The sequence below is a fragment of the Adhaeribacter swui genome, assembly GCF_014217805.1.
GTDB lineage: Bacteria > Bacteroidota > Bacteroidia > Cytophagales > Hymenobacteraceae > Adhaeribacter > Adhaeribacter swui.
Genome location: NZ_CP055156.1, coordinates 3212822 through 3228662, shown reverse-complemented (window position 1 = coordinate 3228662; position 15841 = coordinate 3212822). Strand labels below are relative to the sequence as shown.

General features: G+C 43.0%; 15 protein-coding genes. 8 read left to right on the top strand and 7 right to left on the bottom strand.

Annotated features, from left to right (window positions below; all coding sequences use genetic code 11):
* Nucleotides 1-171: 171 nt before the first annotated feature.
* From HUW51_RS13710 to HUW51_RS13685, 6 genes are all read left to right on the top strand, one after another.
* Nucleotides 172-2370 (top strand): alpha-amylase family protein, encoded by a 2199-nt coding sequence (locus HUW51_RS13710; RefSeq protein WP_185270208.1) that lies wholly within the window; start codon nucleotides 172-174, stop codon nucleotides 2368-2370.
* A 1134-nt stretch (nucleotides 2371-3504) separates the two neighbouring features.
* A complete protein-coding gene (locus HUW51_RS13705) occupies nucleotides 3505-6471 on the top strand; it encodes an Ig-like domain-containing protein (protein ID WP_185270207.1) in 2967 nt (988 codons plus the stop codon).
* Nucleotides 6472-6592: 121 nt separating this feature from the next.
* Entirely contained in the window at nucleotides 6593-6775 is a 183-nt protein-coding gene (locus tag HUW51_RS13700) for a hypothetical protein (RefSeq protein ID WP_185270206.1), read from the top strand.
* Between the two features lie 226 nt (nucleotides 6776-7001).
* Nucleotides 7002-7571 carry a Crp/Fnr family transcriptional regulator gene (locus HUW51_RS13695; protein WP_185270205.1) on the top strand — a complete coding sequence of 190 codons (570 nt, stop codon included), beginning with the start codon at nucleotides 7002-7004 and terminating at the stop codon, nucleotides 7569-7571.
* Between the two features lie 79 nt (nucleotides 7572-7650).
* On the top strand, nucleotides 7651-8625 hold the full coding sequence (locus HUW51_RS13690) for an aldo/keto reductase (RefSeq protein ID WP_185270204.1): 975 nt from the start codon (nucleotides 7651-7653) through the stop codon (nucleotides 8623-8625).
* Nucleotides 8626-8806: 181 nt separating this feature from the next.
* On the top strand, nucleotides 8807-9274 hold the full coding sequence (locus tag HUW51_RS13685; protein WP_185270203.1) for a cupin domain-containing protein: 468 nt from the start codon (nucleotides 8807-8809) through the stop codon (nucleotides 9272-9274).
* Between the two features lie 97 nt (nucleotides 9275-9371).
* Here HUW51_RS13685 and HUW51_RS13680 read toward each other — a convergent pair whose 3' ends face one another.
* The 5 genes from HUW51_RS13680 to HUW51_RS13660 form a co-directional block, all read right to left on the bottom strand.
* A complete protein-coding gene (locus HUW51_RS13680) occupies nucleotides 9372-10007 on the bottom strand; it encodes a porin family protein (RefSeq protein ID WP_185270202.1) in 636 nt (211 codons plus the stop codon).
* Nucleotides 10008-10246: 239 nt separating this feature from the next.
* Complete coding sequence (locus HUW51_RS13675) at nucleotides 10247-11065, bottom strand: hypothetical protein (RefSeq protein WP_185270201.1); 819 nt, start codon at nucleotides 11063-11065, stop codon at nucleotides 10247-10249.
* Entirely contained in the window at nucleotides 11062-11244 is a 183-nt protein-coding gene (locus tag HUW51_RS13670) for a hypothetical protein (RefSeq protein WP_185270200.1), read from the bottom strand. Before HUW51_RS13670 ends, HUW51_RS13675 begins: the two co-directional genes overlap by 4 nt.
* Nucleotides 11244-12329, bottom strand: coding sequence for a toxic anion resistance protein (locus tag HUW51_RS13665; protein WP_185270199.1), 1086 nt, complete (start codon nucleotides 12327-12329; stop codon nucleotides 11244-11246). Before HUW51_RS13665 ends, HUW51_RS13670 begins: the two co-directional genes overlap by 1 nt.
* Before the next feature lie 10 nt (nucleotides 12330-12339).
* Nucleotides 12340-12771: a hypothetical protein gene (locus tag HUW51_RS13660; protein ID WP_185270198.1), complete on the bottom strand. Its 432-nt coding sequence runs from the start codon at nucleotides 12769-12771 to the stop codon at nucleotides 12340-12342.
* Nucleotides 12772-13340: 569 nt separating this feature from the next.
* Between HUW51_RS13660 and HUW51_RS13655 the strand changes: the two genes are divergently transcribed.
* On the top strand, nucleotides 13341-13829 hold the full coding sequence (locus HUW51_RS13655) for a GNAT family N-acetyltransferase (protein ID WP_262891280.1): 489 nt from the start codon (nucleotides 13341-13343) through the stop codon (nucleotides 13827-13829).
* Nucleotides 13830-13921: 92 nt separating this feature from the next.
* On the opposite strand, the gene HUW51_RS13650 is transcribed toward HUW51_RS13655, so the two are convergent.
* Both HUW51_RS13650 and HUW51_RS13645 read right to left on the bottom strand, forming a co-directional pair.
* Complete coding sequence (locus tag HUW51_RS13650) at nucleotides 13922-14104, bottom strand: hypothetical protein (protein ID WP_185270196.1); 183 nt, start codon at nucleotides 14102-14104, stop codon at nucleotides 13922-13924.
* A 169-nt stretch (nucleotides 14105-14273) separates the two neighbouring features.
* Entirely contained in the window at nucleotides 14274-14624 is a 351-nt protein-coding gene (locus HUW51_RS13645) for a 4Fe-4S dicluster domain-containing protein (protein ID WP_185270195.1), read from the bottom strand.
* Nucleotides 14625-14748: 124 nt separating this feature from the next.
* On the opposite strand from HUW51_RS13645, the gene HUW51_RS13640 reads away from it, so the two are divergent.
* On the top strand, nucleotides 14749-15783 hold the full coding sequence (locus HUW51_RS13640) for an acyl-CoA reductase (RefSeq protein ID WP_185270194.1): 1035 nt from the start codon (nucleotides 14749-14751) through the stop codon (nucleotides 15781-15783).
* The last annotated feature ends 58 nt before the right edge of the window (nucleotides 15784-15841 follow it).

The following is a 15841-nucleotide window of genomic DNA, read 5'->3' as shown; positions in this document are numbered from 1 at the left end:
TTCCCTCCAAGCTTGTACGGTTCTAAAAATAGATAGATTGCCGTAAAAATTCAGCGTTCTATACCTGCAAAAAATTTAGAGCGGGATTATACCGGCGAAAAGTATTTTTATTGCCCGCTATAGTGTATACTTAGGGTGCGAAATAGTCTTTTGCCAAATAGTTTGCCCTTTATGCACCGAAGAAGTTTTATTAAAACCACTGCCGTTGTGGGCGGCGCTTACGCTTTAGCCAGTAAAGCCGCCCTGGCCGAAATAATGCAGCCGAAAGAATTGCCCTGGTTCGACCGCTCCATGCGTTGGGCCCAGATTGCCTTCGTGGAAACCGACCCGGAGAAATACGATCCGGATTTTTGGCTGGCTTATTTTAAAAAATTGCACCTGGATGGGGTTTTGTTAAGCGCCGGCGGCAGCGTAGCTTTTTACCCGACTCAAATTCCGCTGCATTACCGGAGCGCTTGGCTGAAAGATAAAGACATGCTCGGATACATGGTAGAGGGCTGCCGCAAAATGAACATGTCGATTATTTTGCGCACCGACCCACATGCCGCCCGGCAAAAAGTATATGAAACCCACCCCGACTGGATTCATACGAACGAGAACGGTGAAAAACGGCGGCACTGGGCCAACCCGGACTTATGGGTAACCTGCGCTCTCGGGCCTTATAATTTTGACTTTATGAAGCAGGTAAACCAGGAGATAATGACCCGCTACCAACCCGACGCTATTTTCTCGAATCGCTGGTCGGGCCACGGCATATGCTACTGCGAGCACTGCAAACCCAGCTTTAAGGCATACTCGGGCTACGACCTCCCTCCTACCATTGCGGTAAATAATAGCACCGCCATGGCTCCCGGCGACAAAAACAGTCCGGCTTACCGCAAATACATTACCTGGCGTACTGAACGCTTACGGGAACTCTGGTTTTTATGGGACAGCGAAATCCGGAAACAAAAACCCACCTCCCGTTTTATTCCGAATGGCTTCCCGGATAAGCTGGCTACCGGTAAACAATCCGATTTCTTTTTCGCCGACCAGCAGCAGCGCACCGGCTCCATTCCGCCGTGGTCGAATGGCAAACACGCTAAAGAGTTGCGGGCCACCATGGGCATGAAACACCAGGTAGGTATTTTTGGCGTGGGCATCGAAGAACAATATCGCTGGAAAGCTTCGGTGCAAGATAACAACGAAATAAAAATTTGGGTATCGGAAGGTACGGCTAATGGTTTACTGCCGTGTTTTGTAAAATTCGGCGGCGAAGTACATGATAAACGCTGGCTTACTACGGTAGAGCAATTATACCAGGGTTATTACAAAAGCGAAAAATACCTGCGCAACACCGCTCCACTGGCTCGCGTGGGCGTGGTATATTCCGAGCAAACTTCTAAGAATTACGGCGAAAAAGCCTGGCAGAAAAACTTTGCCGATCATGGCAATGGTATTTACCACGCGCTCATCGAAGACCGTCTGCCTTTTGAAATGGTGAATGACCAATTACTGGATGCTGCCACGTTAAAACCATTTAAATTACTAATTCTGTCTAACATCGCGTTTTTATCAAAAAAGCAATGCGACCAATTGCGACAATTTGTAAACAATGGCGGCAGCCTGATAGCTACTTACGAAACTTCGCTCTACGACGAAACGGGCAAAGAACAACCGGATTTTGGCCTGGCCGATGTATTTGGGGTCAGCTACGCTAAAAAAGTAGAAGGACCCATGAAAAACAGCTACCTGCGTTTAAAAAGCGATGCCACCACTGGTAAGTTTCACCCGGTTTTAAAAGACTTGGAAGATGCCTACCAAATTATAAACGGAACGCACCAGGTACAGGTAAACCCCAAAACTACCTTCCCGAGTCCGGTTACATTAGTTCCCACCTACCCCGATTTGCCCATGGAAGACTTGTACCCCCGCCAACCCGATACCGATACCCGCGAACTGTACCTGCGCGAAATAGGCCAAGGCCGCGTAGCCTACTTTCCCGGCGACATCGACCGGACCTTTTGGCAATACCTGAGCTCCGACCACGGCAAATTGCTGCGTAATACGTTCCGGTGGGCATTAAACGAAGAACCTCTGGTGGAAGTAAAGGGCCCGGGCATTATTGATGTAACTACCTGGCAGCAAAAAAGCTCTATGACCGTGCATTTAGTAAACCTTACCAACCCCATGATGCTCAAAGCACCCTTCCGAGAGCTGATACCGGTAAATGCACAGGTAAAAATCAGGGTTCCGGAAAATAAAAAATTAGCAGGAGTAAAGTTGCTTTTGAGCGGGCAAAAACCTGGGTATAAATTTAAAAATAATGTGGTGAGCTTACAGGTAAATCAATTAGCTGCCCACGAAATTATCGCCTTGGATTTAGCATAAACTCATTCACAAACAACCACTTATAACAAAACCAAAATAAATAAATTTAAAAAAAAAGACAATCTTGGTTAAGTCTTATTGTAAAGTAAACCAGAACTAAAAAATCGATATAGCATTTGCATAAAATACCAAACCAGTATTAACCAGGATGCGTAAAAATTACCAGCTTGATTTATATAAAAATTTAAATTAATTTTTGTATAATCAAAATAATTTTATATTATATTGCAGTTGTTGATTCAGCTTTGCAGACTTTATTTTTCCGGAATAATTACCCTTAAGGCTAGTATAATGTTAACCTGGCGGTTACTATTTTCTGTACGCATCTTTTTACAGAAATATGAACCAAACAATAAGCGCAATTAACAGATTACGTTTTTAGTAAATTAATTCTATTATCTAAGCTATTAAATGCTCCCTGGTAAAACTGTGGTTTAAAACAGTTTATTCTTCTGGCTGCTCCTCCTGGTACTCCGGATTTCAAGAAATCAGAAAATCTGGCAGGTTCTCATTACTTCCATTTTAAAGAACCAGAAAAGTCGGTGTCTTATTTTATTTGCCTTTGCCTGATCTGCCGGAATTACAAACCCATTCCGGATCTTAAAATTTGCTGAAGGCGCTGTGGAATAATGCCGCGGGCAACCCTAAAGTTTGTGTTTGCTTTTTCTACTTCAAAGAAAGTGGTGCTATTACAAACTTTGAAATAACGCGCTAAACCAACTTATTAGGGAAGAGTATTTTGAGTAATTCTTACGTTTAAATTAAGCTTTACCGTTATGAATAAAAATATCAATCCCCCATTCTGTTGTACTTAATTCTTAAGATACAATATTCCTGGTTAAGCATTCCGCACTCTGTATTTTCTAAATTTAAAAAATTCAAGCTCTGTTTTTTAGCTTTTCGGGCGCAAGCCGTATTTCTAAACTGCTTCTAAATTTTTAAAATTTAGCTAGCTGGTGTAAAACTGCGCCTTTTATTAAATGCGGAATTACCACTTAACCCAACTACCGCCTTTTATTATTACCTACCCTTTTGCCGAAACCGGCTATGCCGGCGGTATTCCCCTGCTTTATTTTTTAAAATTTTAGAATTGGGTTTATTAAAGATTGTGATTAAACCGTAAAAATTAAGAAGATGAAAAGACTTTATACTTTTTATTGCTTTCGTATTTTCTTTCGCGTACCAGCTATCTTTTTTCTGGTTTTACTTACTGGTCAAACCAATATACATGCGGCTCCGCTATTAACTCCTTCGCCTAACAAAGAAAGTTCTTTTAAATCAATGGCGAAAACCTTAGCTGAGGATCAGATTACCAGCTTCTCGCTAATCAATGCCGATAACGAGAGTACCATCCGAACAATTACGAACAACGCTACCATAGACCTGGCTACCTTGGCCACCAATAACCTAAACATCCGGGCTAATACCTCCCCGGCCGAAGTAGGAAGTGTGCGCTTTACTTTATCGGGGGCTGCTTCGCGTACGCACGTCGAAAGCACAGCGCCATATGCGGTTTTTGGCGAAAATGAAGGCAATTATTACTCCTGGACTCCCGAACCGGGCAAATACACCTTAACCGCTACCCCTTATTCTAACCAGGATGGTACCGGTACTGCCGGAACTTCTTTAACGCTAAACTTTACCATAAAAAGCAGTACTCCACCACCTAGCAGCTCTTTGGTAACTAACGTAAAAGCTACTACAGGCAACAGTTACAAGTTAGGCCAATTAACCAAAGGCACCGTTTTTTATACCGACCGGAATTACCAGATTACTTCGGTACCCACTACCCTGAACAATGCTTTGTTTATAAAAACCCCCAACGATGATAAGTACGTAACGGCTACTTCGGTGCTTTCTTTTTCCGTTAATAAAACGGCTACCGTTTACGTAGCCTACGATCCATTAGCCACCAAACTGCCGGCCTGGCTCAGTACTTGGGAAAAAACCGCCGATCGGATTGGTATTAACGATCCCCGCATCAGCTTTTTACAGGTCTACCAAAAAAGGTATCCGGTCGGTACCGTTAAATTAGGGGGCAACCTGGCCAGCCCGGCGGTGGGTTCTAAAAACACGTACCTGGTAGTAATTAAGCCCGGTGGTAGCGTAGTAAATAAAAGACCTTATGCGAGCGCCGTACGCCCGGCCGATGGCGCCACCAACGTGGCCCTGGACAAATCTATTTCCGTGGATTTAGAGTATCCGGGCGGCAATGCCATCAACGGAAAAACCGTAAATACTGCCACGGTAAAATTATTTAAAATAAGCAGCACCGGTTCTAAAACCCAGGTGGGTGGCACAGCTGTTAACTCTTCAGCGGCCGGCGATGCCATTACCTTATCCGCCACATTGGCCCGAAACACGGTTTACGAATTTCATATTACGGACCAGGTGAAAGATGATAAGGGTAACGCTTTTATTCCGTTTACTTCCCGATTCTCGACCAGCGGCGCCAGCCCGGGCAGTTCAGAAGGCATTGCTTTTACCGAAAAAACACTGATTACCAATTCGTTTGGCGCCAATGGTTTCACAACACTGGTGGTAGGCCCGGATCATCGCCTGTACGCCACTACCTCGGCTGGTAAAATTGAACGTTGGGATATAAAATCTGATGGTACCATTACCAATCACGTTACCATTTCTCCTTTTGGGTCGTCGCGGCGCTTGTTAATTGGGTTGTGCTTCGATCCGGCCGCAACCAGCAGCAATCTGGTAGCCTGGATCAGCCATTCGTCGCCGCTTTTTGTGAATGCTCCCGATTGGTCCGGCAAAATTTCCCGGATTGTACTCAATAAGCCCTCTAATATTTCGATAAAAGATTATGTCATTAATTTGCCGCGTTCGTACAAAGACCATTCTACCAACAGCCTTGCTTTTGGGCCCGACAAAGCCCTTTATTTTCCGCAGGGCAGCAATTCGGCCATGGGGGCAGCGGATGGTGCCTGGGGTAACCGGCCCGAAAGGTTGTTATCGGGCTCCCTGTTGCGCTTAGATATTGCCAAAGCGCAGCGGCAAAGCTTACCTATAAACGTTAAAACCCAGGATGGCGGCAATTACAACCCCTACGCCAGCAGTGCAGCTTTAACTATTTACGCTACCGGCATCCGTAACGCTTTTGACCTGGTGTGGCATACCAACGGCCAACTATACGTACCAGCCAACGGTTCGGCGGCGGGTGGTAATATTCCGGCTTTAGCATCGGGAGCCAAGCGGGCCGATGGCACTACTTACAACGGGTCTACTATTCCGGCTATTACGAATGTACGCGACACCCAAAACGATTATTTGTTCCGGGTAGTAAAAGGCGGTTATTACGGCCACCCGAATATTTTACGAAAAGAATACATTTTAAACGGCGGCAACCCCACCTCGGGCACCGATCCTGGCGAAGTAGTCTGGAAAGCCAATGGCCAAACCTTTGGTTACCGGGTAGGCACGCAAAAAGAACCGAACTACCGCGGCTGGGCTTTTGATTTTGGTTTAAATATGTCGCCGAATGGAGTAATCGAATACCGCAGCAATGCTTTTGGCGGCAAGCTTAAAGGCAGGCTCTTGGTATGCCGCTTTAGCGGAGGCGACGACATTATGGTACTGGAACCGGGCGGCACCAGCAAAAATATAGTAAAGGCAACCGAAGGTATCAAGGTTCCGGGTTTCCGGCGGCCATTTGCCAACCCCCTGGACTTAACCGAAGATCCTAAAACCGGCAACATATACTTATCGGAGTACTACGATGGCAACGGCAACGGCAAGCCCCGGATAACTTTGTTAAAACCCGTCCAAACCAGCAGTAGTGCGGCTACAGAAATGGTAGCCTCGGCAGTTACGGAGGTAAAAGAAAAATCGCTGGAGGTATATCCGAACCCCACTACCGAAGACGCTATTTTTGCGGAAGCGAAGAACTTTACCCCCCACGAAGAAATTACCCTTACTTTATACGACTTAGCCGGTTTACCTATTTACTCGGCACTTATTACTGCTAACCACGAAGGTACGGCCAGTACCGATATAAGTCCGGAAAAAAACTTAAATCCAGGTGTTTACATTTTGCGCGCTACCGCTGCTTCCGGGGAAAAACAAACCCGCTTGTTTATCCGCTAGGCTAATTTTTTAAAAATTTACAAAAAGGCTGCCTTACCAATGGTAGCCTTTTTGTATTTGCAGTAATCTCAGCTTGGTACTCCTACATAGCCTGTTCACCGGTACCTTTTTAAAGAATCAAATGGAAGAAGTTAACTTAAGTGAGATTGAAGAACTTAGGCGACTTACCAAGGACTATGGTGCAGAAAAAAGAGCTACTTTAATTATTGAAAAAAGCGTAGCAGAACGAGATTTAGGAGTGGCAAAGGCAAAAATAAATGAATTGAATAATGCGATAGAAGAGCTAAGTAATACTAAAAACTAGTTACTCGGCATATCATTAACTTTAGTATTGCTTTTAATCATTTCGGTCTTTACAGGTTTAAGAATAAAAAAAGACAAAATACAACACAGTCCCTAGTTTATGCTTCGACTACGCGTTGCTCATACTAGCAGAACACGTTTCCAGCCATTTCCGATAAACCATAGAAGCCCGGCCCTTTTTGCCAAATGACAAATCTCAAACAGACCACGATTTCTAACTTTGCCAAATGGAGAAATTTATAGAATACATTTTACAGTTTGGCAATTTAAACAAACAGCAAATTGACCTTATTAAAAGCAAGGCGACGGAAATAGAACTGCACACAGACGACTTTTATTGGGAAGCAGGAAAAACAGTTAAACAAATTGGCTTTCTTACTGATGGTGTTCTTCGTGTTTCTTATTATAACAACAAGGGCGAAGAAATTACCCGTTACTTTATCGACGAAAACCATTTGATTTTATCGGGAAATACGATCGACGAACTGTATACGCCTTCGGAATACCTGTCAGCCATTACGGATTGCAAACTGGTTGTTTTTTCAAAAAAAGACTGGAAAGAAATCTCCGAAACCATTATTGGTTGGGATACTATTCTACAAAAAATAGTAGCGAAATACCACAGCGAAAAAATAACCCGTAGAAGCGAATTAATTTCGCAAGACGGAACGGAACGCTATCTTGATTTTATTCAAAAATTTCCGACATTAATAAACCGGGTACCTTTGTCCTACATTGCTTCTTATTTGGGAATCACCCAATCTTCTTTAAGCAGAATAAGAAAAAATATCCGCTGAAATCACTTTTTGCCAAATGGCAAATGCCTTCATTTTTTATTGAACAACCTTTACGCTGTTAAACTTAAAATGAAGAAAAATGAACAAGAGAAAATTAGGAAAAAGCGAATTAGAAGTATCGGCATTGGGCTTTGGTTGTATGGGGTTAAGTTTTCCAAATGCCCCAACAAAAGAAGAAAGCATAAAGTTAATTCGTGGGGCAGTTGAACACGGCATTACGTTCTTTGACACGGCACAAGGTTATGGCGAAAACGAACTTTTAGTTGGCGAAGCGCTTGAACCCTTGCGTAAAGAAGTGGTAATTGCTACCAAGTTTGGTTTTAAAGAAGGTAATGTGCGGTTCGGCTTAGACAGTCGGCCTGAAACCATAAAAGCTGTTGCCGAAGCATCTTTAAAAAGATTGAGAACCGACGTAATTGATTTGTTTTATCAACACCGGCCCGACCCGCATGTTCCTATGCAAGACGTTGCTGGAACCGTAAAAGATTTGATCCAACAAGGAAAAGTAAAACATTTTGGACTGTCAGAAGCCAATGCCGAAACCATCCGAAAAGCACACGCTGTTTGCCCGGTAACGGCTTTGCAAAGTGAATACTCTATGTTTTACCGCGAGCCTGAAAACGAAATTATTCCAACCTTGGAAGAATCAGGAATTGGTTTTATTCCTTTCAGTCCGTTGGGTAAAGGATTTTTGACCGCAACAATCAACGCCGACGTGGAATTGGATAAAGAGGATACAAGAAATATGTTGCCCCGTTTCAGTAAAGAAAACCGAAAAGCAAACCAAGCCTTGGTGGACTTAGTAACTTCCATTGCGGCAGAAAAAAACGCTACGCCAGCACAAATTGCCTTAGGTTGGTTGTTGGCTCAAAAACCTTTTATTGTACCCATTCCGGGAACATCAAAATTACATCGCTTACAAGAAAACATTGGTGCCACCAACGTTTCATTGACAAATGATGAATTGAACAAAATAAATGAAGCATTAACGACCATCAAAATTGTAGGCGAACGCTATCCGGCCCACTTACAGGGCACTGCAGAAAGAAAATAGACAAGGGAACAACCAACAGAAATACGGCTGGTAACAAGGGCTTGGCGTTCGGGCGGTACGAAGTGCTTCGTTTAACGCTTTTTACTATATTTAAGCTTTGGTTCTTCACTTCAAGTTTAGTGCAAAAAATCCCGCCCGAACGGTTAGCAATTATTTAAAGCTCAAGCATTAATAAAGTAAGATGGAAATAAACGAGGCACTTATATTAAATTCCGGAGAGGGTAGAGAAATAAAAGTTGGTACCTCCAGGCTATTTTTAAAATTGTTTAGTGAGAGAACTAATAACAAGTTTTCAATAACCGAATATGATTTACCTCCCAACTTTCCCGGGCCTCCGTCGCATAAACACCGGAATTACGAACATGCCTGGTATGTTTTGGAAGGAGTACTTAGCGTTGAAGTAAATGGTAAAGAAATGACTTTGGTAAAAGGGGACTTTATTTTTATTCCCAAATACGTTGTCCATGCCTTTTCCAACAAAAGCGACTCGGCAGTAAGATTACTGGCAATTGATACTCCCGGAGGTTTTGAAAATTACTATGACGAATTGGAAACGGCTTTTACAGATGGAAAACCGCTCGATCCGAATACGTTCCGGGAAATTCAACTTAAGTACGACACGTATCCACCTGACTATTCGTTTGAATAGAAACCATACATAAACAACTGCTACTATGTTTTTTTTAACAACAAAAAGCCCGGTATTTTAAAATACCGGGCTTTTTGTTGCGACTTAACCTAAACTATTAATAACCAAACGAGGAAGCCGGATTATACCAACTGTTTTGGTAGGCATTGCCGTTAGAGTAACGCAAACCACCCGAAACCGAAAAGTTATCGGTTACTTTGTAGCTCGCCCGGATAGACATGCCGTTGCTGCCGCCGGGCATTAACAAATTAACCGGTCTTAAGCCAGGGTTTTTAGATAAATCGCGCCAAACGCTACCGGTTAAATTTAAACGGTCGTTTACCAGGTAATTGCCCCCAGCGTGCACGATGTAATGCTGGCTCCAGCGATTATTCAGGGCAGCAGCATTATCTTGCCCGAACCGGTTGGGGTACGTATTAAAAGCCGAAATCATACTCACGGAAGCAAAGCCGCTAAACCGCTTGGTAATGGGTACCAGCACGCTGGGCTCCAGGTAAGTAGCGGTGCCGAGCAGTGGGCTATACTGCGTACCCATAGATAAACCATAAGAAACTTTGCGGGCCGGCTTTACGGATAAATCTTTAGTAGCATTGGTAACAACAGGCGGCGTTATAACCGGAGTTTCTATTGCCGGAGGCGCACTGTTTAGTTCGGTGGGCTGCGCATTAGTTGTTTGAGCCAAACCAGCCCAACTCCAACTTAAAAAGCAAAGTAATAAAAAAGTATGTTTCATTGCGTTGATCCTAAATAAGCGATAACCCTGTGGGTATATTCGTTTAAATTTACGTAAATGGGCTTTAAAATGCTACTTTCTTAACATTATATTTGGTTTAAAGATAGCTATAACTTACTGAATCACCGCCAGGTAGCCGAATTTATAAATTTGCGTTTTACGTATTCTTTCCAGAAGAAAAGCCGAAGGAGCATGTTAAAACAAGCGTTAAAACGGCTTAAATTTTTAAAATTCAGACATTATCGCCGGTTAATCTGGACCGGGAACAGGCGGTAATCGTTTAAGTTAAGGGCGTACAAAAATCCTTCCCAATGAATGATAGGCACTAAACCGGTAGGCTGCGAGCCATTGTTATTTGCAATAGAAACCAAAGCATTGCCCATGTACGCAATACCCCGGATACCCAAACAAGCCGTAACGTGCTGCAAAAAAGCGGCCTTTTCTAAGTCGGTGGAGGTAAAGCCAATTTCGCGGGCAATCAGGTTTTCGTCGGCGTCTTCTTTGTAATAGGTAATAGTGGCAAAGGTATTGATAGAAATACTGGGTACGTTTAACTGCGGCACCGGCGCCAACCGGTTGCTTTGAAACAAAGATTCCGGCATGGCTACCGGTTTCACCAATTCCAGACTACGGTAAGTTTCCTGGTTTTGCTTGTTTTTAATAAATTTTGATTTTTCGGGCAAGCCTCCCGGTTTAGCAGACCGGTTGGCTCTGCTATTACTTTCTTCCTGCTCCTTTTGGTAAGCCTCCAGGATAATGCGGAACGTATTAATAAAATGCTCGGTATTTTGCAGGTGAAAAATTTCCAGTTCATGTACCCTTTTCTTTTCTACCAGGTACGCGTGGATTTTTTTCGTTTTTTCGTGAACGGCTTTCAGCTTAGCTTCGTGCGGCGTGCCGGTATAGCGGTTTACTAACTGGCTTAATTCGGTTAAGCGGTCGTTGGAGTTTTTAATTAGGGCTACGGCTTTTAAATCTACGTCCACTGGTGCTCCCACCACGGTCCGGTTATCCGTTGCATCTCCCCAGCTAAAAAGAGACCGCATAAATTGTATCATTTAGTAAGTATTCTTTTCAGATGCAGCGTTTCGATTTCTACCTGTATTTTTTCCGATTCTTTTAAACTTTCGAAATATGCATCTAATTTTTGAATGTACATATCCAGAATAAGGTCCTGCTCTTCCGTCAGGACGCTATTCTCTTTTTCCTCAGCACGGTATTTGGGTGCCGTTGCCATTATTCTATTTCAATTTGTTTCGATTTACCGAAACTGCCAATCACTTTGCGGTTTAGTTCTTCCTGCACGGCAGCTAATTCTTTCACGGCTTCGGTTCTTTTGCGGCTGCCTTCTTCCGAAATTTTAATAACCGCATCCAATGTTTCTACCATGTCGCGGTTTACTTTTTTCAGGGTTTCTACGTCCACAATGCCTCGTTCATTTTCCTGGGCGGCCGTTACCACGTTGGTTTTTAAAAGCTGCGCGTTTTTCAACAGCATTTCGTTGGTGGTATCGGTTACTTTTTTCTGAATTTCCAGGGCTTTACGTTGTTTTTCCAGGCCCAGCGCAATGGCTACCTGCTGCCGCCAAACCGGTATAACCGTTACAATCGAGTTCTGGATTTTCTGCGCCAGCACATCGTTGGTGGTCTGAATCATCCGGATTTGCGGCATAGATTGCGTGGCAATAGTGTGTGATAACCGGAAATCGTGTACCTTCTTCTCCAGGCGTTCTTTAAACCCGATCATGTCGCTGAGGCGCTGCACGGCAATTTCGTCCTGGTTGCTGTTTTCTACCTCGGCTTGCAGCTTCGGGATCAGCTCGGTTTCAATTTCTTCAATTTTCATGAGGCCAGCCGCAATCACTGCCCGCACTTCATAAATATAATCTACGGCCTGCTTAAACATTACTTCCAGGCTGGTAGAATCTTTGAGTACGCTCTGCCGGGTTTTTTCCAGCTTTACTACTACATCGTCTACGTTTTCGGAGATGGAGTTGTACTGGCTGGCTATTTTCTTGGTTTTATCGGCAATTTTATTCACAAAAGGTAAACGCGAGAAAAAACCGGGTTTCTCGGTTTCGTCTACCTTAATCATGTTAATTTGACCCAACAACTCGTTGATAGCTTCGCCTACGTCGCCGGAATCTTTGGCTTTTACCTTGGTAAGCAGCTCGTTGGAGTAATTACCCAGTTTGCGTTGGGTTTCTACCCCAAAGTTACTCAGGCTTTCGGGTTTAGTAGGATCAATGGTTTGCGAAAGCGCTAAGGCTTTTTGCTGGACTAATTCCTTGTTATCGGCGATTGATATATTGTTTTCTTCCATAGGTTTAAGGTCAAAGTAGGTTGTAATGTGTTAAGGTAACGGAATTTAAGTATTTTTTTATGTTTTCGTGCCTTTCGTTGGTTTCATACCACTCAATTTCGTTTAAAGGCAGGTAATCACCCAATAAACCTTGTACTTCCCGCAATAAAGCTTCTCCTTTACGGGTCCGGAATTCCGGATTTTTGTAGTAGGCACTTAAGTACTGCACTTTTACCTGGCCGCTCTGCGTAACTGCCAGTTCTTTTACTTCTACTACCAGCTCCGACGATTTTTGATTATTGTCCGAAACCACAGTTTTGTAAACTCCCCGGTTGCCTTCTTCTAAAGCCGCGACGCATCTTTCGCGTACTTCGCGCACGGCTTGCCGCAAGCGTTTCTTCGGACGGATGTGATATCCATAAATATAACCCAATAAAGCTCCTAAAATAAATAACCAAAACATACCAAATCCCATATATAAATTTCCCTTTAATGTGATACACTAAACATTCTCTATACGGGGAACGCTGTTACCCGGACGAGCATTGTTTTAAACTTCAGAATAACTATCCGCGGGTTATTTTTTTAAATTATTTCAATTTAATCATGCTTAAACCAACTTAATTTTAAACTGCTAAAAAGCTAATAGATACATTTTTAACCAACGTTTCGCGTATTTGTTCCGAATATATAAGTTCGAAAAACCGGGCACAAGTAGCAAGCAGACGACATTGCCGGAATTACCGGTAAAAAGCAGGAAAAAATCGGTAAACTTTCTGGTTATTTTTTTCGCCTGATGGAAGTTTAACAGGCTCAAGTCTGGCTATATTAATGGATATTAACGCATCAAGGCAGTTTTAGAAATTCCTGGAACCACCCACTGGTTAAAACCGGAACGGCTTGTTGTGTTTGTGAAGTTTTTATCAGTTTGTATAGTTTTAAATTCTGACTCTGGATTGAAGAAATAATTAAAATTTAAAAAATACTTTATTTACGTACATGCCATTTTTTATAGAAACTGAAAGGTTAGTTTTGAGGGAACTTTTACCCACCGATGAAGCTGGAATGTTTGCTTTAGATGCCGACCCGGAAGTACAAACTTATTTAGGCAATAAACCTATTACAAGTTGGGCGGAGGCCCAACAAACTATTGCACTAATCCGGCAGCAATACCAGGATAATGGAATTGGCCGCTGGGCCATGCTCGAAAAAGCTACCGGAAATTTTATGGGTTGGGCGGGCTTAAAGCTGATTACTACGCCCATTAACCAGCACGTGAATTATTATGACTTAGGTTACCGGCTGCTGCCAGCATACTGGCACCAAGGTTTTGCCACCGAAGCAGCCCGCGCCAGCTTGCATTACGGGTTTACTACCCTGCAACTAACCAAAATATACGCCATGGCCGATACCCGGAACCTGGCCTCCAAGAACATTTTAGAAAAAGTAGGTTTTACATGTTCCGAGACTTTTATTTACGAAGGGACACCGCATTATTGGTTTAAAATCACCAGAAAATAAATATTAACCGGTGATTATTAAACCAGTTTAAAAATTTTTAAAATTTATTCTTTCTAAGCAGCTATAACTACCTTAAACTTAAAATACAATAGTTAATCCATTTCGAAGGAAGCTTGCCGTTCCTGGTCGGTAACGGTGCCTGATTTTTTCTCTTCTTCGTTGGTTACATCCAGTACTTCCAAATCATCTTCCGTCGATTCGGCGGTTTGGTCAAAGGTAAATTCATCGCCTTGATCGTCGGTTATTGTTTTGCCTTTTTTATTTTCTTCTGCCATGGTATTCGCGTTTAAAATTTTGTATTTTTTAAATTTTACTCGTTTTCCGGGTAAAAAGTTTAAGCCATTTACCAGATTGCCTCGCTTAAATGCAGAATAAACCTAAAAGTTATAAAACAGAAAAGCCCGCTTAATAAACGGGCTTTTCTGTTTTAAATAAATATTTTTATTAACCGGCAGCGTGCAGCCAGTCTTTTTTCGCTAACAAGTCTTCCTCGCTTTCCCGGTAGTCCGGGTCATCAACGCAGCAATCTACGGGGCAAACGGCCGCACACTGCGGTTCTTCGTGAAAGCCCATACACTCGGTACATTTATCGGAAACTATGTAGTAATATTCGTCAGAAATAGCAGGTTGTGGTGCATTGCCGGCCACTACTTCGCCGCCGTCAATTTCGACTTCGGTTAAAGAAGTACCGCCTCCCCAGGTCCATTGCACACCGCCTTCGTAAATAGCGGTGTTGGGGCATTCTGGCTCGCACGCACCACAATTAATACATTCGTCGGTGATCATTATAGCCATAATCGTGTCTTCTGTTAATTTTTATATAATTTTGTAAATCTAAACGCCGGTAAAATTAGAACAATCCGTAATATCATTCAATACTTTTCCGGTTTAATTCGAAATTCGTCAATAATAAATAATAATGACTTTAGAAAATCGTTTGCAGGCTTTTATTAAATTAGGCCAGCAACTGCAATCCCTTTCGCCAGACCAGGTACAAGAGCTGGCCCAACAAGCCCGCCGGTACAATGCCTGGTTCGATGAACCCAATGTGCAACAAGCGCTTACAAGTATTGCGTCGCAGTTAAACGAGGCGCAGCTACGCGCCTGGTTAGCCAACTATCCGGTAACTACTACGGTACAACCCCGCAAAGTTGGCGTGGTTATGGCCGGCAATATTCCGTTAGTGGGTTTCCACGATTTGCTCACCGTACTTTTAAGCGGTAATTACCTCTACGCGAAACTCAGCTCCGAAGATACTTTTTTACCAAAATGGCTCGTGCAACAATTAATAAGCATAGAACCCGATTTTAAAGATTTTGTTTTGTTTGTAGATCTTTTAAAAGACGTAGATGCCGTAATTGCCACAGGCAGCGATAATACCGCCCGGTATTTTGAATATTATTTTGCTAAAAAACCGCACATTATTCGCCGGAATCGCAGCAGCGTGGCAGTTTTAACCGGTTTTGAGAGCCCCGAAGAATTAGCCAAGCTGGGCAATGATATTTTTCAGTATTATGGCTTGGGTTGCCGCAACGTATCTAAAATGCTGGTACCGGAAGGTTTTACCGTAGATACTTTATTAAAATCGCTGGAGCCATTTAAATGGGTGATGCACCACCACAAATACGCCAACAATTACGATTATAACCGCTCTATTTTGCTCGTAAACCAAACGCCACACTTTGATAACGGCTTTTTATTACTCACCGAAAACAAGCAACTGGTTTCGCCGATTTCGGTGGTGCACCTGGAGTATTACCAAGACCAGAAAGATTTAAAACAAAAGCTGGCGGCTCAGGGCGATAAAATTCAATGCGTAGTTTCGGCTTTGGGCTGGTACGAAAACAGCGTACCTTTTGGCGAGGCGCAATGCCCTACGGTAAATCAGTACGCCGATAACGTAGATACCTTGGCTTTTCTGCTGAGTCTGGACCACTTGCCGGAAGCTTCTTAAATTTTAAAAATTTAAAAAATAAGAGCCGGATTAATTATCTGGCTTTTTACTTCATTTT

Coding starts and splice junctions, on each gene's coding strand:
- HUW51_RS13710 (WP_185270208.1), top strand. CDS start 172: ATGCACCGAAGAAGTTTTATTAAAACCACTGCCGTTGTGGGCGGCGCT.
- HUW51_RS13705 (WP_185270207.1), top strand. CDS start 3,505: ATGAAAAGACTTTATACTTTTTATTGCTTTCGTATTTTCTTTCGCGTA.
- HUW51_RS13700 (WP_185270206.1), top strand. CDS start 6,593: ATGGAAGAAGTTAACTTAAGTGAGATTGAAGAACTTAGGCGACTTACC.
- HUW51_RS13695 (WP_185270205.1), top strand. CDS start 7,002: ATGGAGAAATTTATAGAATACATTTTACAGTTTGGCAATTTAAACAAA.
- HUW51_RS13690 (WP_185270204.1), top strand. CDS start 7,651: ATGAACAAGAGAAAATTAGGAAAAAGCGAATTAGAAGTATCGGCATTG.
- HUW51_RS13685 (WP_185270203.1), top strand. CDS start 8,807: ATGGAAATAAACGAGGCACTTATATTAAATTCCGGAGAGGGTAGAGAA.
- HUW51_RS13680 (WP_185270202.1), bottom strand. CDS start 10,007: ATGAAACATACTTTTTTATTACTTTGCTTTTTAAGTTGGAGTTGGGCT.
- HUW51_RS13675 (WP_185270201.1), bottom strand. CDS start 11,065: ATGATACAATTTATGCGGTCTCTTTTTAGCTGGGGAGATGCAACGGAT.
- HUW51_RS13670 (WP_185270200.1), bottom strand. CDS start 11,244: ATGGCAACGGCACCCAAATACCGTGCTGAGGAAAAAGAGAATAGCGTC.
- HUW51_RS13665 (WP_185270199.1), bottom strand. CDS start 12,329: ATGGAAGAAAACAATATATCAATCGCCGATAACAAGGAATTAGTCCAG.
- HUW51_RS13660 (WP_185270198.1), bottom strand. CDS start 12,771: ATGTTTTGGTTATTTATTTTAGGAGCTTTATTGGGTTATATTTATGGA.
- HUW51_RS13650 (WP_185270196.1), bottom strand. CDS start 14,104: ATGGCAGAAGAAAATAAAAAAGGCAAAACAATAACCGACGATCAAGGC.
- HUW51_RS13645 (WP_185270195.1), bottom strand. CDS start 14,624: ATGGCTATAATGATCACCGACGAATGTATTAATTGTGGTGCGTGCGAG.
- HUW51_RS13640 (WP_185270194.1), top strand. CDS start 14,749: ATGACTTTAGAAAATCGTTTGCAGGCTTTTATTAAATTAGGCCAGCAA.